18 protein-coding genes are annotated in these 25,621 nt (G+C 55.3%); 9 read left to right on the top strand and 9 right to left on the bottom strand.

Annotation, left to right across the window (positions count from 1 at the left end; genetic code table 11):
• Positions 1–18: 18 nt before the first annotated feature.
• The 5 genes from purB to ACWI0H_RS05720 all read right to left on the bottom strand — a co-directional run bounded on the left by purB (position 19) and on the right by ACWI0H_RS05720 (position 4,468).
• Positions 19–1,404: an adenylosuccinate lyase gene (purB, locus tag ACWI0H_RS05700; RefSeq protein ID WP_101146098.1), complete on the bottom strand. Its 1,386-nt coding sequence runs from the start codon at positions 1,402–1,404 to the stop codon at positions 19–21.
• 98 nt (positions 1,405–1,502) lie between these two features.
• A complete protein-coding gene (hflD, locus tag ACWI0H_RS05705; protein WP_485875375.1) occupies positions 1,503–2,144 on the bottom strand; it encodes a high frequency lysogenization protein HflD in 642 nt (213 codons plus the stop codon).
• The gene (gene mnmA / locus ACWI0H_RS05710) at positions 2,141–3,313 is read right to left on the bottom strand and encodes a tRNA 2-thiouridine(34) synthase MnmA (RefSeq protein WP_485875376.1); all 1,173 of its coding nucleotides are present in this window, start codon (positions 3,311–3,313) and stop codon (positions 2,141–2,143) included. The genes hflD and mnmA overlap by 4 nt, the downstream gene beginning before the upstream one ends.
• A gap of 82 nt (positions 3,314–3,395) precedes the next feature.
• Positions 3,396–3,836 carry an NUDIX domain-containing protein gene (locus ACWI0H_RS05715; RefSeq protein WP_485875378.1) on the bottom strand — a complete coding sequence of 147 codons (441 nt, stop codon included), beginning with the start codon at positions 3,834–3,836 and terminating at the stop codon, positions 3,396–3,398.
• Positions 3,833–4,468, bottom strand: coding sequence for a pseudouridine synthase (locus tag ACWI0H_RS05720; protein ID WP_485875380.1), 636 nt, complete (start codon positions 4,466–4,468; stop codon positions 3,833–3,835). The genes ACWI0H_RS05715 and ACWI0H_RS05720 overlap by 4 nt, the downstream gene beginning before the upstream one ends.
• A 213-nt stretch (positions 4,469–4,681) precedes the next feature.
• Here ACWI0H_RS05720 and ACWI0H_RS05725 point away from each other — a divergent pair, with 213 nt between their 5' ends.
• From ACWI0H_RS05725 to clpA, 3 genes are all read left to right on the top strand, one after another.
• A complete protein-coding gene (locus ACWI0H_RS05725) occupies positions 4,682–6,916 on the top strand; it encodes an NADP-dependent isocitrate dehydrogenase (RefSeq protein ID WP_485875382.1) in 2,235 nt (744 codons plus the stop codon).
• A 311-nt stretch (positions 6,917–7,227) separates the two neighbouring features.
• Positions 7,228–7,536: an ATP-dependent Clp protease adapter ClpS gene (clpS, locus tag ACWI0H_RS05730; RefSeq protein ID WP_485876165.1), complete on the top strand. Its 309-nt coding sequence runs from the start codon at positions 7,228–7,230 to the stop codon at positions 7,534–7,536.
• Between the two features lie 139 nt (positions 7,537–7,675).
• Positions 7,676–9,952, top strand: a complete 2,277-nt coding sequence (gene clpA, locus ACWI0H_RS05735) for an ATP-dependent Clp protease ATP-binding subunit ClpA (RefSeq protein WP_485875384.1) — start codon at positions 7,676–7,678, stop codon at positions 9,950–9,952.
• A 197-nt stretch (positions 9,953–10,149) separates the two neighbouring features.
• Here clpA and infA read toward each other — a convergent pair whose 3' ends face one another.
• From infA to aat, 3 genes are all read right to left on the bottom strand, one after another.
• Positions 10,150–10,368, bottom strand: coding sequence for a translation initiation factor IF-1 (infA, locus tag ACWI0H_RS05740; protein ID WP_007111068.1), 219 nt, complete (start codon positions 10,366–10,368; stop codon positions 10,150–10,152).
• A gap of 131 nt (positions 10,369–10,499) precedes the next feature.
• The gene (locus ACWI0H_RS05745; RefSeq protein WP_485875386.1) at positions 10,500–11,234 is read right to left on the bottom strand and encodes an arginyltransferase; all 735 of its coding nucleotides are present in this window, start codon (positions 11,232–11,234) and stop codon (positions 10,500–10,502) included.
• A 36-nt stretch (positions 11,235–11,270) separates the two neighbouring features.
• Positions 11,271–12,017: a leucyl/phenylalanyl-tRNA--protein transferase gene (gene aat / locus ACWI0H_RS05750; protein ID WP_485875388.1), complete on the bottom strand. Its 747-nt coding sequence runs from the start codon at positions 12,015–12,017 to the stop codon at positions 11,271–11,273.
• 170 nt (positions 12,018–12,187) lie between these two features.
• On the opposite strand from aat, the gene ACWI0H_RS05755 reads away from it, so the two are divergent.
• Positions 12,188–15,379, top strand: coding sequence for a DNA translocase FtsK (locus ACWI0H_RS05755; RefSeq protein ID WP_485875390.1), 3,192 nt, complete (start codon positions 12,188–12,190; stop codon positions 15,377–15,379).
• A 212-nt stretch (positions 15,380–15,591) separates the two neighbouring features.
• The gene (gene lolA, locus ACWI0H_RS05760; RefSeq protein ID WP_485875392.1) at positions 15,592–16,242 is read left to right on the top strand and encodes an outer membrane lipoprotein periplasmic chaperone LolA; all 651 of its coding nucleotides are present in this window, start codon (positions 15,592–15,594) and stop codon (positions 16,240–16,242) included.
• A gap of 63 nt (positions 16,243–16,305) precedes the next feature.
• Here the strand turns inward: lolA and ACWI0H_RS05765 are convergent, their stop codons facing one another.
• Complete coding sequence (locus tag ACWI0H_RS05765) at positions 16,306–17,640, bottom strand: replication-associated recombination protein A (RefSeq protein WP_485875394.1); 1,335 nt, start codon at positions 17,638–17,640, stop codon at positions 16,306–16,308.
• Positions 17,641–17,877: 237 nt separating this feature from the next.
• Here ACWI0H_RS05765 and ACWI0H_RS05770 point away from each other — a divergent pair, with 237 nt between their 5' ends.
• The 4 genes from ACWI0H_RS05770 to ACWI0H_RS05785 all read left to right on the top strand — a co-directional run bounded on the left by ACWI0H_RS05770 (position 17,878) and on the right by ACWI0H_RS05785 (position 25,541).
• A complete protein-coding gene (locus tag ACWI0H_RS05770) occupies positions 17,878–18,423 on the top strand; it encodes a hemerythrin domain-containing protein (protein ID WP_176302705.1) in 546 nt (181 codons plus the stop codon).
• 151 nt (positions 18,424–18,574) lie between these two features.
• Entirely contained in the window at positions 18,575–19,372 is a 798-nt protein-coding gene (murI, locus tag ACWI0H_RS05775) for a glutamate racemase (RefSeq protein WP_485875396.1), read from the top strand.
• A gap of 50 nt (positions 19,373–19,422) precedes the next feature.
• Positions 19,423–20,544 (top strand): tRNA (uridine(54)-C5)-methyltransferase TrmA, encoded by a 1,122-nt coding sequence (gene trmA, locus ACWI0H_RS05780; protein ID WP_485875398.1) that lies wholly within the window; start codon positions 19,423–19,425, stop codon positions 20,542–20,544.
• Positions 20,545–20,717: 173 nt separating this feature from the next.
• On the top strand, positions 20,718–25,541 hold the full coding sequence (locus ACWI0H_RS05785; RefSeq protein ID WP_485875400.1) for an NAD-glutamate dehydrogenase: 4,824 nt from the start codon (positions 20,718–20,720) through the stop codon (positions 25,539–25,541).
• The last annotated feature ends 80 nt before the right edge of the window (positions 25,542–25,621 follow it).

A 25,621-nucleotide genomic window follows, 5' to 3' on the forward strand; every position in this document is an offset into this window, starting at 1 on the left:
TTGGTCACAACAAATGGGTTACAGCGAGTTTAGCTGATGTGTCAGTGCTTCGGCTTGTGCCTGGGCATTACCAATATAGTTGGCCGGTGAAAGCGCCTTCAATTCGGTTTTGACGTCGCTGGGTAGTTCAAGGGTATCAATAAACGCCGCAAAGCCTGCTTGGTCAATACGTTTGCCACGGGTCAGCTGCTTGAGTTTTTCGTAGGGCTTCTCAATACCGTAGCGGCGCATTACCGTTTGGATGGGCTCGGCAAGCACTTCCCAACTGTTATCCAGATCAGCGTCTAAACGCTCAGGGTTGGCTTCAAGCTTGCTGATGCCTTTTAGGCTGGCGTGGTAAGCAATCAGCCCATACGCCAAGCCTACGCCAAGGTTACGTAACACGGTGGAGTCAGTCAGGTCGCGCTGCCAGCGGGAGATCGGCAGCTTTTGCGCTAGGTGGCTAAGCACCGCATTGGCTAGGCCCAGGTTGCCCTCGGAGTTCTCAAAATCGATCGGGTTAACTTTATGCGGCATGGTGGATGAGCCAATTTCGCCCTCGACCGTGCGCTGCTTAAAGTAGCCCAGTGAGATGTAACCCCATACGTCGCGATCGAAGTCGATTAAAATCGTATTGAAGCGGCAAATGGCATCAAACAGTTCGGCGATATAGTCATGAGGTTCGATCTGAGTCGTGTAAGGGTTGAACGTTAGGCCCAAACCTTCCACAAAAGTGCGCGCGTTGGCTTCCCAGTCGATCTCAGGGTAAGTCGTCAGGTGGGCGTTATAGTTACCCACGGCGCCATTGATTTTGCCAAGCACTTCCACCGCTTCAATCTGCTTAAGCTGGCGCTTAAGGCGGTAGGCGACGTTGGCCATCTCTTTGCCTAAAGTGGTCGGGGTGGCGGTTTGACCATGAGTACGCGACAGCATTGGCTGGGCGGCATGGGCAATTGCCAGCTTGGCGATTTCGTCAGCCACTTCGTGCATGGTGGGCAGCATGGCTTTTAAGCCGTCGCTGAGCATCACACCGTAAGAGAGATTGTTGATATCTTCGCTGGTGCAGGCAAAGTGAATGAACTCGGTGACTGCGTGGAGCTCGGCCTGACCGGCGATCTTCTCTTTCAGGAAGTACTCAACCGCTTTGACGTCGTGATTGGTGGTGCGCTCAATCTCTTTGATTCGCTCGGCATCGGCAATCGAAAACTCACGAATCAACTGCTCAAGAAACGCCGTCGCTTCAGCGGAGAGGGGCGGCACTTCAACGATTTTCGTGTGCTCGGCCAAGCGCTGCAACCAGCGAACTTCCACAATCACACGGGCGCGGATCAGGCCGAATTCGCTGAAGTGTTCGCGCAGGGCGGCGGCTTTAGAGGCGTAGCGGCCGTCAACGGGGGAGAGGGCGGTCAAAGCGGAGAGTTGCATGGCATCGTTTCCAGGTTGTTCGAGAGCAAGTTATTCAAAACCGGATGAATCGAGCACAGGACGGTCATATGCACACGATCAGACGATTAGAGAGTGGTTTAACTAAGGCTGTCCAGTGCACGGCGTAGCGCTTTGCGCTGAAACACGAGCTTCCAGCGCCGACCGCCTTGCTGGTGCCACAATAAGCCAAAGCGAATGCCAGCCATTAAGCAGGCGCGAACGCGTTCAGGCATCATGCGGCTTTGCAGCAGGGATGGGTCGCCTTGCACCACAATGCGGGTTTTAAAGGTGGAGATCGTTTCTTGGTACGCTTCCCCTAAGCTGGCGACCACGTTTTCATGGGTGGGACCGAAGTGCTCGGCCTGACCCTGGATACGGGTAAGCTTTTGGCCCAGGGAATCCATCATGCCGGTATTGGTGCGCAGCTTATTCATCAGCATGAGCAGTGAAAAACCGTAACGCAGTACCACCGGGTTCGCCTGCTTGCGACCTACCAGAGCTTCCAGCGTATCCAGACCGCGGCGCAAGTTATTGGGATGCCCGCCATAGATGGCTTCAAAGCTCTCCGGATTGGTATCCACGGTGGCTTCAATCAATGTTTCCCAGGCGCGCGGGTCTACTTGACCGGTGCGGGCGAGTTCGTCCACCAGACTGGCGGCTTGAAACACACCGGCCAGCGCCAGCGCTTGGCGGGCTGCTGGGGAATCAGGTGCGCGATGAATCGGGGTGGTTGAATTCATGCGGCGGCCTCCGCGGCTTTTTTCCAGGTGGCGCGGATAACGCCGCCGCCCAGGCAAATGTCGCCATCGTAAAGGACCAGCGACTGGCCAGGCGTGACCGCCCACTGTGGGTCATCGAACGTGACCTCTACGCCGCCGTCGGGCAGGGCGCGCATTTCACAGCCGCAGTCACTTTGCCGGTAGCGCGTTTTGGCGGTAAAGCGACCTTGCTGAACCGGCGGCTCGCCTGCCACCCAGTCCATCGCCTCTGTGGCCAATGTATCGGAGTAAAGCAGTTGATCGTGCTTACCCTGCACCGCGATCAGTACATTGCGATCCAAGTCTTTCGCCGCCACATACCAGGGCTCTTCTGAGTAGTTGGCAAGCCCGCCAATGCCGAGCCCCTGGCGCTGGCCAAGGGTGTAGTACATCAGCCCCATATGTTTGCCGATAACATCGCCATCCGGCGTTTCAATGGTCCCGGGTTGGGCGGGTAGGTACTGCTGAAGGAAGTCGCGAAAGCGCCGCTCGCCGATAAAGCAGATACCGGTAGAATCTTTTTTCTTGGCGGTAATCAGTCCGTGCTGTTCTGCCAGCGCACGCACAGCGGGCTTTTCCAGTTCACCCACTGGGAACAGGGTGCGGGCAATAGCGGCTTCCGGCACTGCATGCAGGAAGTAGCTTTGGTCTTTGTTGCCATCCAGGCCTTTAAGCAGGCGCGGGCGACCTTCACGCATACCCTGGCGTACATAGTGACCAGTAGCGATTTTGTCGGCCCCGAGCATTTCGGCGTACTCAAGGAAGACCTTAAACTTGATTTCCCGGTTACACAGAATATCCGGATTGGGCGTGCGGCCCGCTTTGTATTCGGCTAAAAAGTGCTCAAATACGTTATCCCAGTACTCGGCGGCAAAATTAGCGGTGTGCAGTTTAATGCCCAGCTTTTCGCAGACCGCCTCGGCGTCGGCAAGATCCTCTTTGGCCGTGCAGTATTCAGTGCCGTCGTCTTCATCCCAGTTCTTCATAAACAGGCCTTCTACTTCATAGCCTTGCTGCATGAGGAGAAGGGCAGAAACGGACGAGTCGACGCCGCCGGACATACCGACAATCACTTTGCCGTTAGCGGCTGTGGCGGATGGCTCAGTGGTGGATGAGCCTAGCGTAATTGGATCAGTGGATGACATAGGCATCCTCAGTTGAAGTAGGGTGCAAATAAGCGGTGTGCAATTGGGCGGGGATTATACACGATGGGGAGTGACTGCTTCGAGTGCTTCACTCGCGAATCACCGTTAGCGGATAACAAGGCCCGCTGAGCGCATCCTCAATACGTTTTAATACCAGTGGGCTGCGTAGGCGTGACTGCTGTTCCAAGGCTTGTATTTGTTCCAGCGTTAGCCAATGGGTAGCGGTAATGTCGGGGTCTAGGGCAAGGTCGAGCTGTTCCAGCGGCGTGCCGATAAAGCCGTGGCTGTGAAACGTTTGCCCTTCGTCGGTATGAAAAACGTATAGGCCCAGATAGCCGGTAAGCGATACCTGCCAGGCAGTCTCTTCCACTACCTCACGCAGAATGGCTGTGATGGGCCCCTCGCCAGATTCGATATGCCCGGCGGGCTGGTTAAATACGCTATGCGGCCCGCCGCGTTGCTCTTCCACCATTAAGAAATGCTCGCCACGCTGAATAACACACGCCGCCGTGCTGTGAATAAGGCTCATGATGGCTTCCTGGGTTTGGCGGCGGGTCTTGTCCGTTGATCTTGTCGCTGAGCCGTTCGCTTATTTGGGGCTGTATTCGCCGGTCGGGGTGCGTGCAGGGTCTCTTTACGCCACTCGCCAGGCGCTAACCCTTCCAATGTCCAGGGGCCAATGGAGACGCGAATCAAGCGCAGCGTAGGAAAGCCTACGTGAGCGGTCATACGGCGAACCTGGCGATTGCGCCCTGCGCTAATGGTTAGCTCCAGCCAGCTAGTCGACGGGTGGCGCTTGGGGTCGATAGGAGATTGGCGCAAGGCGGTGGTGGGAGGCTCCATTCGGCGAGCCTTCGCTGGCTGGGTCGGGCCATCTTTGAGGGTAATGCCCTGACGCAGCGCCTTGAGGGCCGTGTCATCTATTTGCCCTTCGACCTGCGCCCAGTAGGTTTTGGGCTGTTTGTGGCGTGGATGAGAGATGCGATGAATCAACTCGCCGTCGTCGCTGAGCAGCAGCAGGCCTTCAGAGTCATAGTCAAGCCGCCCAGCAGGGTAAATGTCTTTGACATCAATATATTGAGCCAGTGTTTGGCGTCCTTCGCGGTCGCTGAACTGGCTTAATACTTGAAACGGCTTATGCAATAGATAGAGGTTGCTCATGACATCTCGTTACTCTTTTTACTTTCTATGCGCTCTTTGGACGGGACATGTCGACAATGCGCATGGCGGACAGCGCTGGTATACTCCGGCCTAGCTGCTGGGGCGTGCTGGGGGCGTCATCGTTATAAACAGGCTAGAGACCCGGCCATTAGTGAACTCGCGCTCCGCTCAAGATTTCTTGCAATCGTAGTGACAAGAGAGGTTAACGCAAAAATGACCAAAACGCCGAAGATCATCTATACGCTCACCGACGAAGCCCCCGCGCTTGCGACGTACTCCCTGTTGCCGATTATCGATGCCTTCACCGATTCAGCGGGTATCCAGGTAGAGACGCGCGATATTTCGCTGGCCGCTCGGATTATCTCTCAGTTTCCTGATTACCTGAGCGAAGAGCAACAGATCGGCGATCACCTGGCCGAGCTTGGCGAACTGACCAAGACCCCAGAAGCTAACATCATCAAATTACCCAACATCAGTGCTTCACTGCCTCAGTTGAAAGCGGTGATTAAAGAGCTGCAGCAGCAGGGCTACAAGCTTCCTGACTACCCGGAAGCGCCCCAGACTGACGAAGAGAAAGACATTCAGGCGCGTTACGACAAAACCAAAGGCAGTGCCGTTAACCCGGTGTTGCGTGAAGGTAACTCAGACCGCCGCGCACCGCTGTCGGTTAAAAATTATGCGCGTAAATACCCGCACCGCATGGGCGAGTGGAGCAGCGACTCCAAGTCCCACGTGGCGCATATGAGTGAAGGCGATTTTTACGGCAGTGAGAAGTCGGCGCTGATTGAAAAAGCTACCGATCTTAAGATTGAGCTGGTCGCTAAAGATGGCAGCACAACAGTGCTCAAGCAGAAAACGCCAGTACTCGAAGGCGAAGTCGTTGACGGTGCGGTGATGAGCCGTAACGCGCTGCGTCGTTTCGTGGCGGAAGAAGTGGCCGACGCCAAAGCTAAAGATGTGCTGTTCTCGCTGCACCTCAAAGCGACCATGATGAAGGTCTCTGACCCGATCATGTTCGGCATGGTGGTTAGTGAGTTCTATCAGGACGTGCTTAGCAAGCACGCGGATGAGCTGAAGCAGGCAGGCTTTGATCCCAATAACGGTATTGGCGATCTCTACTCGGCGATTAAGTCGCTGCCTGAAGAGCGTCAGAAGCAAATTGAGGACGAGATCCAGGCGCTGTATGCCGAGCGTCCACGCCTTGCAATGGTGAATTCTCATAAAGGCATCACCAACCTGCACGTGCCCAGCGACGTGATTATCGATGCGTCCATGCCTGCGATGATTCGTGACTCCGGCAAGATGTGGGGCGCCGACGACCAGCTGCACGACGTCAAAGCGGTAATTCCTGATCGCTGCTACGCCGGTATCTACCAAACCGTGATCGAAGACTGCAAACAGCACGGTGCGTTTGATCCGACCACCATGGGTAGCGTGCCTAACGTTGGCCTGATGGCGCAGAAAGCTGAAGAGTACGGCTCTCACGACAAGACCTTCCAGATTCCCACCGACGGCACCGTTCGCGTTACGGATACCGATGGCAACGTCGTGCTTGAGCACAGCGTAGAGCAGGGCGACATCTGGCGTATGTGCCAGACCAAAGATGCCCCGGTTCGTGACTGGGTGAAACTGGCGGTGAACCGCGCTCGTGAAAGCGGCACCCCGGCTATTTTCTGGTTGGACGCCCAGCGTGCCCACGATGCTCAGCTGATCAAGAAAGTCGAAAGCTACTTGAAAGATCACGATACCGATGGCCTCGATATTCGCATCATGACGCCGGAAGACGCGATGCGCTTCTCGCTGGAGCGTATCCGCAAGGGCGAAGATACCATCTCCGTGACCGGTAACGTTCTGCGTGACTATCTGACCGACCTGTTCCCGATCATGGAGCTCGGTACCAGCGCCAAGATGCTTTCGATCGTACCGTTGATGAATGGCGGTGGCTTGTTTGAAACTGGCGCTGGCGGCTCTGCCCCTAAGCACGTTCAACAGCTGTTGGAAGAGAACCACCTGCGTTGGGACTCACTGGGCGAATTTTTAGCCTTAGCCGCTTCGCTTGAGCATCTGGGCAGCACGTTCAATAACGCCCGAGCGAAAATGTTAGCCAAGGCGCTCGATCAGGCCAACGGTAAGTTCCTGGATAGTAACAAGTCACCTTCACGCAAAGTGGGTGAACTCGACAATCGCGGTAGCCATTTCTATTTAGCGCTATACTGGGCAGAAGCCTTGGCTGAGCAGAGTGGTGATGCCGAAATGCAGGAACTGTTCGGTCGCTTAACCGAAGCGCTAAAAGCCAAAGAGGCGACGATTGTCGATGAGCTTAATAGTGTGCAGGGCCAGCCTACCGATATTGGTGGCTACTACCATCCTGACCATGAATTGACGGACAAAGTGATGCGCCCCAGCAAGACCCTCAACGAGACGTTGTCCATCGTCGCTAAAGGCTAGTCGCTCCCGTCTTCGATTTAAGCTCTGAACCCCCGCCCGCTTGGCTTAGTGGGCGGGGTTTTACACTGCCTTCGCTATTGCATCCTGTGATATTTTACTTTTTCCATGAACCCTTGCTGATCGGCAGCGTCTTACGTTCTAGTAAATTCGTTATAGCTGTAAATTCGCCATCGCTGTGATTTAGCTATAGTGAAACGTAGCGATGCTTACATCGGTCAGTCTTGAGACAACCAACCGTGCTGCTTATGTCCAACCTAGAGAGTTCATACTTGGTCGATTTTCCCGTGTACGCGGGAATGACACGTCCAGATATGCCCGATGAAGATGGCGATTTAACGGTTCAGTCAGCAGAGCCAGCGCTGGCGCAACCGCCGCTTTATAAGGTGGTGCTTCATAATGACGATTACACGCCGATGGAATTCGTTATTGAAGTGCTGCAAGATTTTTTCAATTTGGATAGCGAGACGGCCGTTCAGATCATGCTCGCCGTACATACCCAGGGAAAGGGCACTTGTGGCGTGTTTACGCGCGATATAGCGGAAACCAAAAGCTATCAGGTAAACGAGTACGCCCGTGAGTGTGAGCATCCGTTGATAAGTGATATTGAGGCCGCCAATTAAAAGCGTTGAGAAATAATTGGTGGTGAGGCTTGCAACCGTGCTATTTGTACCCGATGTTGAGAGTGCCGGTCGATTAAACTGATCCGACGCAAGCCCTAGGTGGCGACACGCCCTAGGTAGTAGCGAAAAGGGGACTGCCATGCTGAGCAAAGAACTTGAAATGACCCTGAACACGGCCTTTACCGTGGCCCGCTCCAAGCGCCACGAGTTTATGACCGTTGAGCACCTGCTGCTAGCGTTGCTGGATAATGCCTCAGCGGTAGACGTACTGAAGGCATGCGGGGCTAACCTCGACAAGCTGCGGTCCGATCTGCAGGATTTTATCAACTCGACCACCCCGCTGATCCCAGAGGGTCAGGGTGATCGTGAAACACAACCCACGCTCGGATTTCAACGCGTTTTACAGCGTGCGGTTTTCCATGTGCAGTCATCTGGTAAGAGCGAAGTATCCGGCGCGAATGTGCTGGTGGCTATCTTCTCTGAACAAGAGAGCCAGGCGGTTTACTTCCTTAAACAGCAAAGCGTAGCCCGCGTTGACGCGGTGAATTACATTGCCCACGGTATCTCTAAAGTGGCTGGTCATGGGCCATCTCCTTCGCCCTCTTCATCAGAAAATGAGGAGGCGGAAGAGGGAAGCAACGAAGGTGCTGCACACCCGCTTACTGGTTATGCCACTAATTTGAACGAGCAGGCGCGGCTGGGCAAAATCGATCCGTTGATTGGCCGCGACCATGAGCTTGAGCGCGTCGTTCAGATCCTGGCGCGTCGTCGCAAGAATAACCCGCTTCTGGTGGGTGAGGCTGGCGTAGGTAAAACCGCGATTGCTGAAGGTTTGGCCAAACGTATTGTTGAAGAAGACGTGCCCGATGTCATTGCCGATGCAGTGGTTTACTCGCTCGATATGGGCGCGTTGCTGGCGGGCACCAAATACCGCGGTGATTTTGAGAAACGTCTTAAGAGCCTGCTGGGCGAGCTTCGTAAACAGCCTAATGCAGTGCTCTTCATCGATGAAATCCACACCGTCATCGGTGCGGGTGCCGCTTCAGGCGGTGTGATGGATGCGTCGAACCTGCTTAAGCCACTGCTCTCTTCGGGCGAGCTACGCTGCATTGGTTCAACCACGTTCCAGGAATTCCGCGGTATCTTTGAAAAAGACCGTGCGTTGGCGCGCCGCTTCCAAAAAGTGGACGTAATGGCGCCGTCGGTGGACGACACCATCAAGATCCTAAAAGGTCTACGTTCACGCTTTGAAGAGCACCATGAGCTTAAGTACACTGACGGTGCATTAGAAAGCGCAGCGCGGTTGGCGGATCGCTATATCAATGATCGCTTCCTGCCTGACAAAGCGATTGACGTGATTGACGAGGCTGGCGCTCACCAGCGGCTATTGCCGCCGGAAATGCGCGCTAAAACGATCGACGTTGAGCAAGTAGAAGCCGTCGTGGCCTCTATTGCACGTATTCCGCCGAAGAGTGTTTCAAGCTCTGATCGTAAGCTGCTTGAAAAGCTCGACCGTGACCTGAAAATGCTGGTCTTTGGCCAGGATGAAGCAATCGATAGCCTCTCTGCGGCTATTAAGCTGTCCCGTGCGGGGCTCAAAGCGCCCGACAAGCCGGTGGGTAGCTTCTTGTTTGCTGGTCCTACCGGTGTGGGTAAAACCGAAGTGGCCAAGCAGCTTGCGCATATTATGGGCATTGAGCTGGTTCGCTTTGATATGTCGGAGTACATGGAGCGTCATACCGTATCGCGTCTGATTGGTGCGCCTCCAGGTTATGTTGGTTATGACCAAGGTGGCCTGTTGACCGAGGCGGTCACTAAACAGCCGCACTGTGTACTGTTGTTAGATGAGATAGAGAAAGCGCACCCGGAAGTCTTCAACCTGCTACTGCAAGTGATGGATCACGGTCGCTTAACGGATAATAACGGACGCGAAGCGGATTTCCGTCACGTTATCCTGATCATGACCTCTAATGCCGGTGCCGAGCAGGCGTCACGCCGTTCGATTGGTTTCCAGCATCAAGACCACTCGACCGATGCCATGGAAGTGATTCGTCGCACGTTCTCGCCAGAGTTCCGCAATCGCCTGGATAGCATTATCCAGTTCCACTCACTGCCGGTTTCTGTTGTACGCAACGTGGTCGACAAGTTCTTGATAGAACTGCAGGCACAGTTGGATGAGAAGCGTGTTCAGTTGGATGTGGACGACATGGCGCGGGATTGGCTGGCCGACAAAGGCTATGATCCTGATATGGGTGCACGCCCAATGGCGCGCCTCATTCAAGAGAAGCTGAAGAAGCCATTAGCCGAGATGATTCTGTTTGGGGAGTTGGCTGATCAGGGTGGCATTGTTCATGTCAGCCTGGAAGAAGGCGAACTGCACCTTGCCACAGAAACGGAAATGGCCGATGCGCCCTGAAAAGGGCGCTAAGGCGCACTAAAGCCAATCACGCTTGTTTACAAGCAGTCAAAACGCAGCGCCCTGTCATTGACGGGGCGTTGTCGTTTTTAGTGAACAGCCATTGACGCTGATCGGCGCTGTCGTTAAAAGCTGTCGTTAAAGACAGTCTAGCGGGAACAGTTGAGATCAGCCGAACGCGTTAACGGTGCAACGACTTAGCGCGAACGGTATACGATACGGCCTTTAGAAAGATCGTAAGGTGTTAGCTCTACTTTTACCTTATCGCCGGTCAGAATGCGGATGTAGTTTTTGCGCATTTTGCCAGAGATGTGAGCGGTAACAACGTGACCGTTTTCCAGCTCAACACGAAACATGGTGTTCGGAAGGGTATCGACGATAACGCCTTCCATTTCAATATGATCTTCGCGTGCCATATAGGCATGTCCTCACTTATGAGTTAGTAATGTAATAATCGGTCAGAATTTGAGTGCCGCTAGGTGGGCACTCAAGAAACAGCGCTATATTGTGCCGTAAGCCTGCCGTCAAGGCAAAAAAGCTTACGTCTTTAGCGAATTAACTGCCGCCAATGGCGCCCATCAAGAATTTCTAGCGGCGCAAAAGCCTGTTTGTAGCGCATCTTACGGCACTCTTCGATCCAATACCCTAAATATAGGTGCGGAAGCTCTTTTTGTCGGCTGAGCTCTACCAGTTTGAGAATGGCAAAAGTGCCGAGTGAACGCTTATCCAGTTCCTCGCTAACGGCAAAGAAGGTGTAGATGGCGGATAGGCCATGTTCCAGTTGGTCAAAGGCAGCCACGCCGACCAGTTCGTCGTGAAGGTACATTTCCATGAGATGAGCATAGGGCTCATCAAGAGTGAGAAACGTGCGGTACTGTCCACGGCTGGGCGGATACATATCACCGTCAACATGGCGCTGACGAATATAATCAGCGTAAAGCGAGTAATGGGTGGATGCAAAGTAAGCGGGCATGATGCGGATGCTAATATCGGCATTGCGACGCCAGATTTTACGCTGTGTGCGATTGGACTCAAACTGCTCAACCGGAATACGCACCGAGCGGCAGGCGTTGCATCCTTCGCAGTGAGGACGGTATAGATGACGCCCGCTGCGACGAAACCCTAGCAGTGCCAGCGAGTCATAGACGCCAGGCACAGGTGACTCCTGAGGGTCGAGGAACAGCGTCGTCGCCTCTCTGTCGGGTAAATAGCTGCAAGAATGAGGCACGGTAAGGAAGAAGCGCAAATCCCGCACCGGGCGACGCGGAGTGTTACTACTCACAGCTTGCCTCCTGGGTGAAACAGAATGAGTTCATCTCTAATCGTTACCCTCAGTAGCAATCGCCTTCAGCCACAGCGATGCAGGAACAGCCGGTATTTCAACGGGTGATGAGGGTAACGTAAACGCCTTATCGGGTAACCAGTTTTTAAGATAGTTGATGAATGCCTCGCGAGCGACTGTAATAGCGCCCAGGCTGGCCAAGTGAGGGGTATGCATTTGGCAGTCGATGAGCTTACCATCATGCTCGCGCATAGCCCTGGCTAGGTGGGCTAGCGCTACCTTGGAGGCGTCTGGTGTGCGGGAGAACATCGATTCGCCAAAAAACACCGGCCCCATTGCGATACCATACAGGCCACCTACCAACTGATCGTTTTGATGGACTTCAATGCTATGGGCAATGCCGAGTGCATTTAGCTGGCTGTAAGCGTCGCGCATTTCGGCAGTGATCCAGGTGCCGCCTGCTTCGTCGCGGGGGGCGGCACAGGCCTGAATAACCTGATCGAAGTGTTGATCCAGGGTGATATGGAAGCCACCATGGCGTAATCGCTTGGTCAGACTACGACGCTGCTTAAATTGCTCGGGTAGGAGTATCATGCGCGGGTCTGGACTCCACCATAAAATGGGGTCGTCATCGCTGAACCACGGAAAAATTCCCCGCCGGTAGGCTTCTACCAGCCAAACGGGGGAAAGCTCTCCACCGGCTGCCAGCAGGCCGTTGGGGGAATCCAGGGCCGTAGCGGTGGTTGGAAAGTTGGGATATGGCGAGGAAAGCCAAGGTAGCATTACTTGCTCCTGTTGCTACGTGCTTTTACTAAGCTATTGAGATGAGTTCTTGTGCTGAGCTCTTGTATTGAGCGCTTAGATAACAGCTCTGTGACGGCGGAAGGATGCTCGGTATCATGCAAACTCGCAAGTGGATTAAAGACGCCATTGAGGTGTAAAGGGAGAGTCGCTTGAAAGTGAATAAAGCAGTCAACAAGCGAACGCAGCGTAGCGCGCGTCAAACACCACCATCGGCTTCTTCTGCGCGTGTTAACGCCGCAAAGGATAAGGCTCGCCGTTTTGGCCTGCGCTTACAAGGCTCCGTGCGCGAAGGCGTAGTGGTGTTACTGCTAGCGCTGTGTGTGTTTTTATTATTAGCCTTATTTAGTTACCACCCCTCTGATCCAGGCTGGTCTTACCAAGGGCCGGAAACGGACATACGTAACTGGATGGGACAGGTGGGGGCCTGGTTAGCCGATGTTCTCTATTCACTGCTAGGGGCCAGTGCGCTGTGGTGGCCGGGGATGTTTGGTTTTGCCGCCTGGTGGCTGATTCGATCGCGCCAGGTACGTTTTGAGCTCGACCCGGTCGCGATTGCCGTGCACGCGGGTGGCTTAGTCCTCCTTATTTTTGGCACCACCATGTTAGGTGCGCTGCACTTTTATCATCCTGACAGTATGCTGCCCTACGCCTCTGGCGGCATTTTAGGGGAAGGCTTGGTCGGTGCGCTAAGGCCTTTAGTAGGCAGTGGCGGCGTTGGCTTAATCGCCGCAGCACTCATTTTAAGCGGCTTTCCGTTATTTAGCGGCATGTCGTGGCTGCAGGTGGCGGATGAGCTCGGTAAGCGCATATGCCGGCTGGGTGGCTGGCTATCGGCTCGTCGGCAGGCAAGCCGCATGCGCGCAGCGCAGCGAGCGGCCGCGAAACCCGCCCCTGCGGCGAAGCCTCAAGTAAAACCCGAGCTAGCGCCCAAAGCTTCATATGTTGAGGATAAGTCTGCTGAGGTTAAACCTGCTGAAGCCAAGCCTGCTGACGTTAAGTCGACTGAAGCTAGGCCGACTGCTGAATCGGTAGGTGTAGGTAAAAGTGCCACGGGTCGCGAACGGCGCGAGCCAGGTTTCTCAATGCCGTTTGATAACAGTGTCACCGACCATTCAGCCGCTACGGAACACAGCAGCGAGACCACCGATACCTCGATTCCCTGGGAAACTGCGGCTTTTTCAAGCAATAAGCACGTGCCTGCTAAATCCCCTGCCGCTTCCGAGGAGCCAGCAGTGTCGGCGCCTGCAAAGGCGTCAGTGCCGCCAGTAGATAAAACTGCAGAAGAGGCGGAGGTGCCGGCACCCCCAGCGCCGCGAGAAAATGCCTTTGTCCAGGCAGAGGAGCCGGCAATAGCGCCTGAGCCCGTTCTCAAGGAAAACGATGAGCCCAAGGAAGCCGACGTCTCCTTCCCGCTACACGCCTCGCGTCAGGAAGAGTCACCGGCACCTACTGCAAGTAACTTCTTTGTCAGCGACGAAGTGCCTACTGAGAAAGCGCATACTCAGACAGCACCCACTGAACGCCGCAGTGAGCCGACGCTCAGTGAGTCACCTGAGCCTGTTCCTGGGCGCGCTATGGAGCCTGAGCCCGCACGTAAACCTGAGCGTGTGGCTGAAGTCGTTCCGGAGCCAGTGTGGGACGACGAAGAGATGGACGACGAGTTATATCAGCCAGAGGAGCCAAGCGAACCAGCGCCAGTGCCTACGCCAGCTGCACGCCAAGAGCCCACTTTCTCGCCCGATGTTCAAGCGCAAGAAGCTGACGAAGGCCCCGCGCTGTGGACCGTGGAGCATTTGCAGAGCCAGCGGCCTGCCTTTGAGACCCTGGACGAGCCCGAAGGCGATGTGCCGAGCCTGCAACTTCTGACACCTGCTGAACCGCATCAGCCCAATTACAGCGATGAACAGTTGGCCGATATGGCCGAACTGCTTGAAGTGCGGCTGCGCGAATACGGTGTTAAGGCGGAAGTCGTCGATACCTGGCCTGGGCCGGTGATTACCCGCTTTGAAATCAAGCCTGCTGCTGGCGTGAAGGTCTCCAAGATCAGTAATCTTGCCAAAGACCTGGCGCGCTCACTGATGGTGAAGAGTGTGCGGGTAGTGGAGGTTATTCCCGGGCGACCCACGGTAGGGATTGAAATACCCAACCCCAACCGCGCCATGATCCGCCTGCGCGAAGTGATCGACTCCGACCGTTATCAGCAGGAGACTTCACCGCTGACCATGGCGCTGGGCCAGGATATTGGCGGCAGCCCCGTGGTGGCCAACCTGGGTAAGATGCCTCACTTGTTGGTAGCCGGCACCACCGGGTCGGGTAAGTCAGTGGGCGTTAACGCCATGCTGATCTCGATGCTGCTCAAGGCGAAGCCCAGCGAGTTGAAGCTCATCATGGTCGACCCCAAAATGCTGGAGCTGTCGGTCTACGATGGTATCCCTCATTTGCTGGCGCCCGTGGTCACCGATATGAAAGAGGCGGCCAACAGTCTGCGCTGGTGTGTGGCTGAGATGGAGCGCCGCTATAAGCTGATGGCGGCGATGGGTGTGCGTAATATCGCAGGCTTTAATGGCCGCCTGGATGAAGCGGAGCGCGCCGGTGCCCAAGTGGCAGACCCGCTGTGGGAGCCGCAGCCATGGGAAGTGCATCAGCCGCACCCGGTATTGGAGAAGCTGCCCTATATCGTGGTGGTGATCGACGAATTTGCCGACATGTTTATGATCGTCGGCAAAAAGGTCGAAGAGCTGATTGCCCGCCTGGCACAAAAGGCCCGCGCCGCGGGTATCCATTTGATTCTGGCTACCCAGCGCCCCTCGGTGGACGTTGTGACTGGCTTGATCAAGGCCAATATTCCTTCGCGGATGGCCTTTCAGGTGTCATCGCGCATCGATTCGCGCACGATTCTTGACCAGGGCGGTGCTGAAAGTCTGCTCGGGCACGGTGATATGCTCTATCTGCCTGCCGGCTCTGGGCCGCCTAATCGTATCCACGGTGCCTTTGTGGATGATGATGAAGTGCACCGGGTAGTCGATGACTGGAAGCGTCGGGGCGCACCGGAGTACATCGAAGAGATCCTCTCAGGGGGCGTCTCAGCCGATGCCTTGACCGGCCTTGAAGCCGAAGGGGGCGATAGTGACGATGCCGAACAGGATGCGCTTTATGATGAAGCTATCCAGTTTGTCACTGAAACACGCAAAGCTTCGATTTCTGCTGTCCAGCGCCGCTTCAAGATCGGCTATAACCGGGCCGCTCGCTTGGTTGAGGCCATGGAGGGCGCTGGTGTAGTGACCTCAATGGGCTCCAACGGCGCCCGGGAAGTGCTTGCGCCACCTCCGGTAGGCCATTAACCCTTGGTAAGGGGCACAATTATGCAATAAGCGTGGAAGTCGCGCCGCGGGTGAAACCCTGCGGCGTTTTTCACGTCTTAGTCCTACATGAACAGTCATACATGAGCGGTCGGACGGTTAAACCGACCTTACGCATTCGTTTTTTATCTTTTGTTTTTTATCATTAATTATTGAGCAACCGTTATCTGGCAACGATTGCCTAGGGAGATCATATGCGCGATACGCTAAAAGGACGACCTTCATCACTGGCATTTGCCGCAAGCGCCTTGGGTTTGACCTTTGGTGCGCCGGTATGGGCGGATGACGCCGCTGAGCGGTTAACTGAGCGCCTGGATCCGCTTGAGAGCTATCAGGCTACCTTTGAGCAGCAAATTCTTGATGGCGGTGGCGAGCGTCTACAAAGCGCGCGTGGCGAGATGTGGCTTTCGCGCCCTGGGTTGCTGCGTTGGGAAGTGGAAGCGCCGTATTCGCAAACCGTCGTGTCGGATGGCGACGATGTGTATATGTATGATCCCGACCTTGAACAAGTCACCGTTCAAGCGATGGATGATCGCGTCACCCACACGCCCGCGCTGCTGCTGTCGGGCAGCGTGGATGAGTTAACCGAGAGCTATGAGGTGTTCTACGAGCAAGATGGCGGCGAAGACGTTTTTACGTTGGTGCCTATCTCAGCCGATACGCTTTTTGAAGAGTTAAGCATGGTATTCGATGCTGACACATTGACCGAGCTGTGGATGATGGACAGCACCGGGCAGCGCACGGCTATTACCTTCAGCAACATTACCAGCAACGGCAACATCGACCAGAGCATGTTTGACTTCGAGATTCCCGAAGGCACCGATGTTATCCGCGAACAGCTTTAAATAAGAGCTGTAATTAAGAGATGTAAGTGTGCAGTAGAGAGGCAGCACACCAGATGAGGCGCCCTAGGGCGCCTCATCTGCTTCCTGATCACGGCTTTCACGCCACGCCATTATTTCTCCAAAGCGCTTCTCCTGACCGAAAGGGCTCGGCTTAAAGAAGGTGGCTTTAGGTAGCTCTTCAGGCCAGCAGTCATGGGCGCTACCCGCCGGATAGCCGTCTGGCTCGTTGTGGGCATAGCGATAGCCTTCACCATGGCCCAACTGCTCCATGAGTTTGGTGGGCGCATTGCGCAGGTAGGTTGGCACTTCCACCTGAGGTTGCTGACTTACATACTGCTTGGCCTCACTCCAGGCGCGATCAATGCGGTTGCTTTTAGGCGCCACCGCCAAGTGAATGGCTGCATGGGCAATCGCCCGCTGGCCTTCGTAATCCCCCAGGCGCAGGTAGGCGTCCCAAGCAGCAATCACCAGCGGTAGGGCGCGAGGGTCGGCATTGCCGACATCCTCTGAGGCAATGGCCGTCAGTCGGCGCACCACGTCCAGCGGGTCGCCGCCACCCTGCATGAAGCGCGCCATATACAGCAGCGCGGCATTAGGCCGTGAAGAGCGGATGGATTTGTGGATGGCCGAGAGCAGGTCGTAGTAGGCGTCACCCTGCTTATCGAAAGCGCTGGCTTGGTGGCCAATCACATCCGCCAGTACGTCCTTATGGAGTACTTCACGGCCCGCTTCCTGGGTGGCGAAATCACACGCGGTTTCTAATAACCCAAGCGCCCGGCGAGCATCACCTGCGCTGGCATGGGCTAGCGCGCTTAATACTTCGTCTTCAACGTGAATATCGCGTTTTCCCAGCCCGCGTTCAGCGTCGTTAAGCGCTTGGCGCATCACTGTAATCAACTCATCCTGAGTGAGCGATTTCAATACGTAAACCCGTGCACGGGAGAGCAGCGCCGAGTTGACCTCAAATGATGGGTTTTCGGTAGTGGCACCAATCAGCGTGAGCAGCCCCGACTCCACGTGGGGCAGTAGGGCATCCTGCTGACTCTTGTTGAGACGGTGAATCTCATCTAAAAAGAGGATGACCGTGGATGACATTTGCTGGGCACGTTCTACGACGGCACGAATCTCTTTCACCCCGGCCATCACCGCGCTGAGATGCTCCAGGTGGGCTTGAGAGGCTCTGGCTAAAAGCTCTGCCAGCGTGGTCTTGCCCACCCCCGGCGGCCCCCATAGAATCATCGAACGCACGATGCCTGATTCTGCCATACGGCGTAGCGGTTTATCCGGCCCCACCAACGCCTGTTGGCCTACATAATCGTCCAATTGGCGTGGGCGCATACGAAAGGCTAGAGGGGCGTCTTCTGAAGGTGCTGCGTGGGCGCTATCAAAAAGGTCCATGTGAACTTCCGTTGTCAATCGGGGCGTAGAACTACTTATTGACTACAAGTGTCTGTGGTAAAGCGCAGCTTGTCGAACTACCTTTGGCGTAACCTAACAGAAAGATGCGCTTGCTAGGATAACGCCATAGAGGCATTGTTAATGGTAACGCCTGTTAGTTGCTATGCCCCTATGATTGCATGCCTTCAGCTTAATCAGGCAAAACGGCAGGCATGACACGATAAAGGAGACGGCTCAATGTTAAACCAACTGCGTCTAGATCATGCCAACATGGCTCGGATGCTTCATGTGCTACAGCTGAAGCAAAAAACGTTAGTACAGGGAGAGCGGCCCAACTTCAAGCTGATGCGTGAGGTAGTCGATTACATTTTATCCTACATGGATGGTTTTGCCGCCCCGCTGGAAAAGGTCTGCGTTGAGCGGTTACAGGCTAAAGCGCCCGACCATAGTGCGCTTACCGAACAGATGGCCAATGATTATCGTGAGTTAAAGCCTCGCTTGCAGCGTCTCTCCAGCGATATCGACATGATTCTGATGGACAATGTGCTGCCCATGGATCGTTTTGCTGAAGATCTAAAAGATTATTTAGAGGCGCATCGGGCCTACTTGCGGCACGAGCGTGAAGGGCTGTTTCCACTAATTGATGAGCACTTTAGTCAAGAAGATATGGAAAAGCTTCGCGAGGCGCTTCCCGCCGGTGCGGAACAAGAGTTAGAGCGCCTGCAGCAAGCCTACCCCGAACTCTACGCCGAACTGCGAGGGGCTGATGTGCCCGCGGTATAGCCAGGAAAAACGACTTAAGCGGGTAGCGACAATCAATAAATTCATAGGCGGGGCATGCTAAACTGGCGGCCCCGTTTTTATTGGGTGTCAGTTTAACCATCGACCAGCTCGGCGCTGATGAATGAAGCAGGATAGTGATGCAAAGAGAGCCATGAAAGGCCCCGTATTAATTTTTGATTCCGGTGTCGGCGGCCTGTCGGTGGCACAATCGCTGCGTCAACACTACCCTGATGCTGCTATGTGCTACGCCTGCGATAATGCTTGGCTGCCTTATGGGCTGCGCGAAGACGCCGCGCTAACCGAGCGCATCGTGGCGGTCTGTCAGGCCGCCGTCGACGCTTGCCAACCGAGCGTGCTGGTTGTCGCCTGTAACACCGCCAGCACCTTGGCGTTGGAGCATCTGCGCCAACAGTTAGCTATTCCCGTGGTAGGTACTGTGCCTGCTATCAAACCTGCGGCTGCGATTAGCCAAACGCGGCATATCGGTTTATTGGCCACCAGGGCCACGGTGGCACGGCCCTATACTCAGCGCTTAATTGATAGCTTCGCCAGTGACTGTGCCATTACGCGCGTTGCCGCCGATGCCTTAGTGGTGGAAGCAGAAGCCTATCTGGCTGGCATCACGCCCAATAAAGAGCGTATGCAGACGGCATTGGCGCCGTTATGGCAAGCCGTCACTGCTCCTGCCGAGCATCCCAAACTAGATACCGTGGTGCTCGGCTGCACTCATTTTCCGCTGTTGAAACCCTGGCTAGAGCAGCTTGCCCCTGCGCCTTTACATTGGATTGATTCTGGTGATGCTATCGCTCGGCGTGTGGCGCAAGTGGTTGATGAGCTGTCCAGCGATCACCACGATGGTCGCTGTTATACAACTGCGCCCGCTGCGAATCTGACCGCTGGTTTAGCGCGCTATGGGTTTAAAGCGCCCCAATTGCTAAACGTGCGTTAATGAACATTATTTGTCGCTACTATTTCTGAACCCATTCAAGAGGAGCAGCCTTGGCTATCCCCGTCGTAGAACCTGAACGTTATGCCGAGCAGTTGGCCGCCAAGCGCGACTATCTGGAAAGTACCTTTGCGCCTTTCCAGCCACCGGTACTGGAGGTGTTTGAATCGCCGCCCGGCTACTACCGCCAGCGTTGCGAGTTTCGCATTTGGCATGAAGAGAACGATCTCTTCTATGCCATGTTTGAGGTCGATCCTGAGAACCCGAAAAATAAGCGCGTCATTCGGCTGGATCAGTACGCTGTCGCCAGCGAGCGAATCAATCAGCTCATGCCACAGCTGCGTGAGGCCTGTCTCGCGTCTGACGAGCTGCGCCGCAAGCTGTTTCAGGTGGAATTTTTAACCACGCTCTCTGGCGAAGCGCTGGTCACACTGATTTATCATCGCCCCTTAGGTGACGAGTGGGAACGCGAAGCGCGCACGCTAGAAGCTGAACTCGGCATCATGATCATTGGTCGTTCCCGCAAGCAGCGCATTGTGCTGACCCGTGACCATGTCTGGGAGCGCCTAGAGGTGAATGGCCGCACGTTGCACTATCAGCAGGTCGAAAACAGCTTTACCCAGCCCAATGCGCATATCTGCCAAAAAATGCTCAGCTGGGCGCGGGAAGTGACCGCTAAGCAGCAAGATGAAGGCGCAAAGAAAGATCTGGTCGAGCTCTACTGCGGAAACGGCAATTTCACCATTGCGCTCGCCGAGAATTTCCGCCGCGTGTTGGCCACGGAAATTTCCCGCACGTCGGTCGCCAGTGCCAACGTCAACTTAGAAGCCAATGGGGTCGCGAACGCGCAGATTGGTCGCATGTCCGCAGAAGAGTTTTCGCAGGCGCTGAAGGGCGAAAAGGCCGGACGTCGCGTGGCGGAAATGGGACTGGATGATTACGATTTTTCCACCGTGCTGGTAGACCCGCCCCGCGCCGGGCTAGATGAACAGAGCTGTGAACAGCTCAGCGAGTATGCTCAGATCGTCTATATTTCATGCAACCCGGCCACATTGGCTGAAAACTTGACCATACTGACCAACACTCATCGGATAGAGCGCTTTGCGCTATTTGACCAGTTCCCGTTTACCGATCACTGTGAATGCGGGGTGTTGTTAACGAGGCGGGACGTTTAAGCAAAAAGTTAATGTTCTAACGGCCTAATGCGTAAACGGTATGCGCCATGAACAACATGTCATGTGATTAGGGACGCGACGATAGGTAGCGTAAGCTAGACGCTATGTTGGCCTAAAGGCCTATTGTCCTTCGTTTTTTGGCCGATTAATGGCCTAGGCAGTCGAGGTGATGGATGCACTACGTTGCGATTGAAGAGAGTCGTCAGGATCTTTTGAAGCAGCTTCAGGAGCGATTATATGCGCGTCTGGAGCCTGCTCGAGCCGCGACCATTGACGCCTTTGCTCGACACTTTTATGCCACCGTGCCGGTGGAGGATCTCGTCGATCGTCGCCTGGACGACCTGTATGGTGCAACACTGTCAATCTGGCAGTTTTTACAGCACCACGACCCCAAAAAACCTAAAGTGCGCGTTTTTAATCCAGATTTTGAAGAGCACGGCTGGCAGTCAACGCATACCTTTGTGGCCGTGCTGCATGAGGATATGCCGTTTTTGGTCGACTCGGTGCGTATCGAGCTCAACCGTCGCGGTTTAACGGTACACGCGATTCAAAACGCCGTGCTGGCGGTTGCTCGTGATGACCGCCACCAGTTACAGGCGCAAACCTCACCTCGCGATGAGAACGCGCCGGAAGCCCGCGAGTCGCTGATTGTTATTGAAGTTGATCGACACACTAATGTGGAGTTGCTTGAGAAAATCGAAAGCAACCTGAACGACGTACTGCGTGATGTGCGCACCGCCGTGGGCGATTACGACGCTATGTGCGCGCAAATTACCGCGTCGATTCAAGAGCTTGAAAAAAATTGCCCGCCGCAGATCGACCCCGACGACCACGAAGAGGCGATTGCTTTCTTAGAGTGGCTGCTCAAGGACAACTTCACCTTCCTAGGCTACGACGAGTATCTACTGGTAGGTAACGAACTGCAGCGCGATGCCGATAGCGTACTGGGCGTGTTCCGCCTGGATCAACCGCGTTACTGCGAGCGGATTCGTACCGAAGAGGGCGTGGATGAGCACAACGACTATGTGCTGGTGCCGCAACTGCTGTCGTTTGCCAAGAGTGCCCATCACTCCCGCGTGCATCGTCCTACCTATCCTGACTACATTACCGTTGATCGTTACGATGACGATGGTAATGTGATTGGAGAACGGCGCTTCTTTGGTCTGTTTACCTCAACGGTATACAACGAATCGCCGCGCAATATCCCGCTGCTGCGTCGAAAGCTAAAAGCAGTGATGGATATCGCAGGGTTTAATCCCCAGGGCCACAACGGCAAGCAGTTGCTGCAGGTGCTGGAAGTTTACCCCCGCGATGACCTGTTTCAAATCGATACCGAATCATTGGCGAGCACTTCGCTGGGCATTCTCAATATCCGCGAGCGCCGCCAGGTGCGGCTGTTTATCCGCGCCGATATCAGCGGCAAGTTCTACTCCTGCTTGGTGTTTGTGCCCCGCGACGTATTCTCGACGGATCTGCGCCAGCGAATTCAAAATGTGCTGTGCGATGAGCTGGATGCCCACTTTGGCGATTTCAATACCTACCTATCTGAGTCGGTACTGGCACGCATTCAGCTGATTCTGCGCTTCAACGGCGATGCGCCCAGCGATTACGATCTTAAGCGTCTGGAGAGCAAGGTGGCGCGGCTGGCGCGTAGCTGGAGCGACGACCTGCACAACGCCATGGTGGAAGGGTTTGGCGAAGAGCGTGCCAACCACCTGATGGATCACTTCCGCGAAGCCTTCTCAGCGAGCTATCGTGAAGATTTTTCCGCACGCACCGCGGTGTTTGATGTCCAGCACTTGTTAACGCTGAACAACGGCGACGACTTATCGCTGTCGCTCTACCGTCCGTTGGAAGTGGAGGGCGGTGGCGTTAATCTAAAGCTGTTCCATCGCGGCACCCAGATTCCGCTTTCCGACGTGCTGCCGATGATGGAAAATCTCGGCCTACGTGTGATTGGCGAACGCCCCTACGATATCAACTCCCCTGAGCAGCGCTACTGGATTCACGACTTTGAGCTTGAACACAGCGGTGCGGATGTCAGCTTGGGTGATATGCGCGACGTATTTACCGAAGCCTTCAAACGCATCTGGACAGGCGAAGCCGATAACGATGCCTTTAACCGCCTGATTATCGGCGCAGGGCTGGATTGGCGCGAAGTGGCGATGCTGCGCGGCTATGCGCGCTATTTGAAGCAGATCCGCTTTGGCATGTCTCAGGACTACATTGCCGCGACGCTGGCCAACTACCCGGCCATTACGCGCGAGTTGGTTGAGCTATTCCGCCTGCGTTTTGATCCTGAGCAGCAGGACCACGCCACGGACGCATGTATAGCGAGCATAAACGAGCGCCTGGAAGGCGTTGCCAGCCTTAATGATGACCAACTGCTGCGTCGCTTTATGGAGTTAATTCTCGCCACGCTGCGTACCAACTATTACCAGCTCGGCGAGGGCGGACGCTTTAAAGACTATATTGCTTACAAACTTGAGCCTTCCAAAGTCACCGGCATGCCCAAGCCGCGGCCAATGTTTGAAATTTTTGTCTGCTCGCCACGGGTCGAAGGTGTCCACCTGCGCGGCGGTAAAGTCGCCCGCGGCGGCCTACGCTGGTCGGATCGCTTTGAAGATTACCGCACCGAAGTGCTGGGTCTAGTGAAAGCGCAGCAGGTTAAGAACGCCGTTATCGTCCCGGTGGGCGCAAAAGGCGGTTTTGTCTGTAAGCGCATGCCGGAGAATGCCAGCCGCGACGTTGTGCAGAAAGAGGGCATCGCCTGCTATCAAATCTTTATCCGCGCGCTGCTGGATGTTACCGACAACCTGGTGGGTAGCGCTGTGGTGCCGCCGGAAAATGTCGTTCGTCACGATGGCGATGACGCCTATTTGGTGGTAGCCGCCGATAAAGGCACGGCGACTTTCTCGGATATCGCTAATGAGATTTCCCTGGAGTACGGCCACTGGCTGGGCGATGCCTTTGCCTCTGGCGGTGCCAACGGTTACGACCACAAGAAAATGGGCATTACTGCACGCGGCGCCTGGGAGTCAGTTAAGCGCCACTTCAAGAACCTGGATGTGGATACCCAGCGCGATCTGTTCAGCGTGGTCGGTATCGGTGATATGGCCGGTGATGTGTTCGGTAACGGCATGCTGCTCTCCGACAAGATTCAGCTGGTGGGTGCCTTTAACCATCTGCATATCTTTGTTGACCCCAATCCAGACGCTGAAGCCTCCTTCGCCGAGCGCAAACGGCTGTTCGCCCTGCCACGCTCCAGCTGGGAAGATTACAGTCAGGAGCTGATCTCTGCCGGTGGCGGTATCTTTAGCCGCAGTGCTAAATCAATCGTTATTACCCCGGAAATGCAGCAGGTGTTTGGCATCCAGGAAACCCGCCTGTCGCCGAACGAATTGATCCGCGCGATGCTCAAATCCAAGGTGGATTTGATCTGGAACGGCGGTATCGGTACCTATGTGAAGGGCTCCGATGAAACCGATGCCGATGTTGGCGACAAAGCCAACGACAGCCTGCGCATCAACGGCAACGACTTGAACTGCCGCGTGGTGGGTGAGGGCGGTAACCTTGGTTTGACCCAGCGCGGGCGTATGGAAGCCGCCGCCAAAGGCGTGCGTGTCTATACCGACTTCATTGACAACGCCGGTGGGGTGAACTGCTCCGACCATGAGGTCAATATCAAGATTTTGATCGATGAAGTGGTCAAGCGCGGCGATATGACCGACAAACAGCGCAATCAGCTGCTGGCGGAAATGACCGATGAAGTGTCAGAGCTGGTGATTCTCGATAATTACCGCCAAAGCCAAGCGCTGGATCTATCGGCTATCCTTTCTGACCAGTCGATGGGCCCCTACCGCCGCTTTATCAGCGAGCTGGAGGCCACCGGGCAGATTGACCGCGAGCTGGAGTTCCTGCCTGCCGATGATGTGCTCAAAGAGCGGGCCAGCAATGATCAAGGGATGCGCCTGCCTGAGCTGTCGGTACTGATCTCTTACGCCAAGAGTACCTTGAAAGGCGACTTGATCACCTCTGACGTGCCGGATGACCCGTATATTCACCGTCATCTGGAGCGGTTGTTCCCCTCGGTGCTGGTGGAGCGCTTTAAAGACGAAATGTACGAACACCGTCTTAAGCGTGAAATCGTGGCAACGCAGGTGGCCAACGACCTGGTCGACCATATGGGTATTGTCTTTGTACGCCGCCTAATGGACTCCACCGGCGCTGGGCGTGCCGACATCGCTCGCGCTTATATTGTGGCCCGCGATAGCTTTAACTTGCCCGGTCTATGGGCGCAAATAGAAGCGCTCGATAATCAAGTACCGAATCGTATCCAGTACTCAATGATGCTTGACCTGATGCGCCTGATCCGTCGCGCCACGCGCTGGTTTGTGCGTCAGCATTTAGGACTCTCGACGCTGGACACTATCGAGTATTTTGCTCCTCGCCTGGCACAGTTACAGGAAGGTATTGGTGAGTTGCTCAGCGGTGAAGAGCTTAGCGCCTGGAACTCGCGTCGAGACGAGCTGTTGGAGGCGGGCGTGCCGGATGCGCTGGCATCCACCGTGGCGGCGTCATCAAGCCTTTATGCGGGGCTGGGCATTATCCAGGCGGCGCGCCTGACCAACGAAAAACCCCAACGGGTGGCGGAAGTGCTGTACGAAATTGGCAGCCGCCTGGAGCTGCCGTGGATGATTCAGCAGGTAACTCAGCTGGAAGTGCGCGACGCCTGGCAGGCGCAGGCGCGGGAAACCTTCCGCGACGACATCGAGCGACAGCAGTTGGCACTGACCACCAGCGTACTGAAGCTTGATGCCGGAAGCCGCGATACCCAAGAGCGGGTGGCGCAGTGGCTGGATCAGCATGCCGATCTGCATCGCCGCTGGTGTCGTTTGATTGAGGAGGTGCGCGGCGGTAGTGAAGGGGGCTTTGCGCTCTTCGCCGTGGCGGTACGCGAACTGGTAGATCTGGCTGAAAGCGATAGCGAAGCCTAAATTTACCTAGTGATTCCGCTCTACAAAAGCGCGTCCTGGTTCTCCACCAGGGCGCGCTTTATTGCGTTATACTAGTGCCC

It is taken from the genome of Halomonas sp. NYA30 (assembly GCF_976980765.1).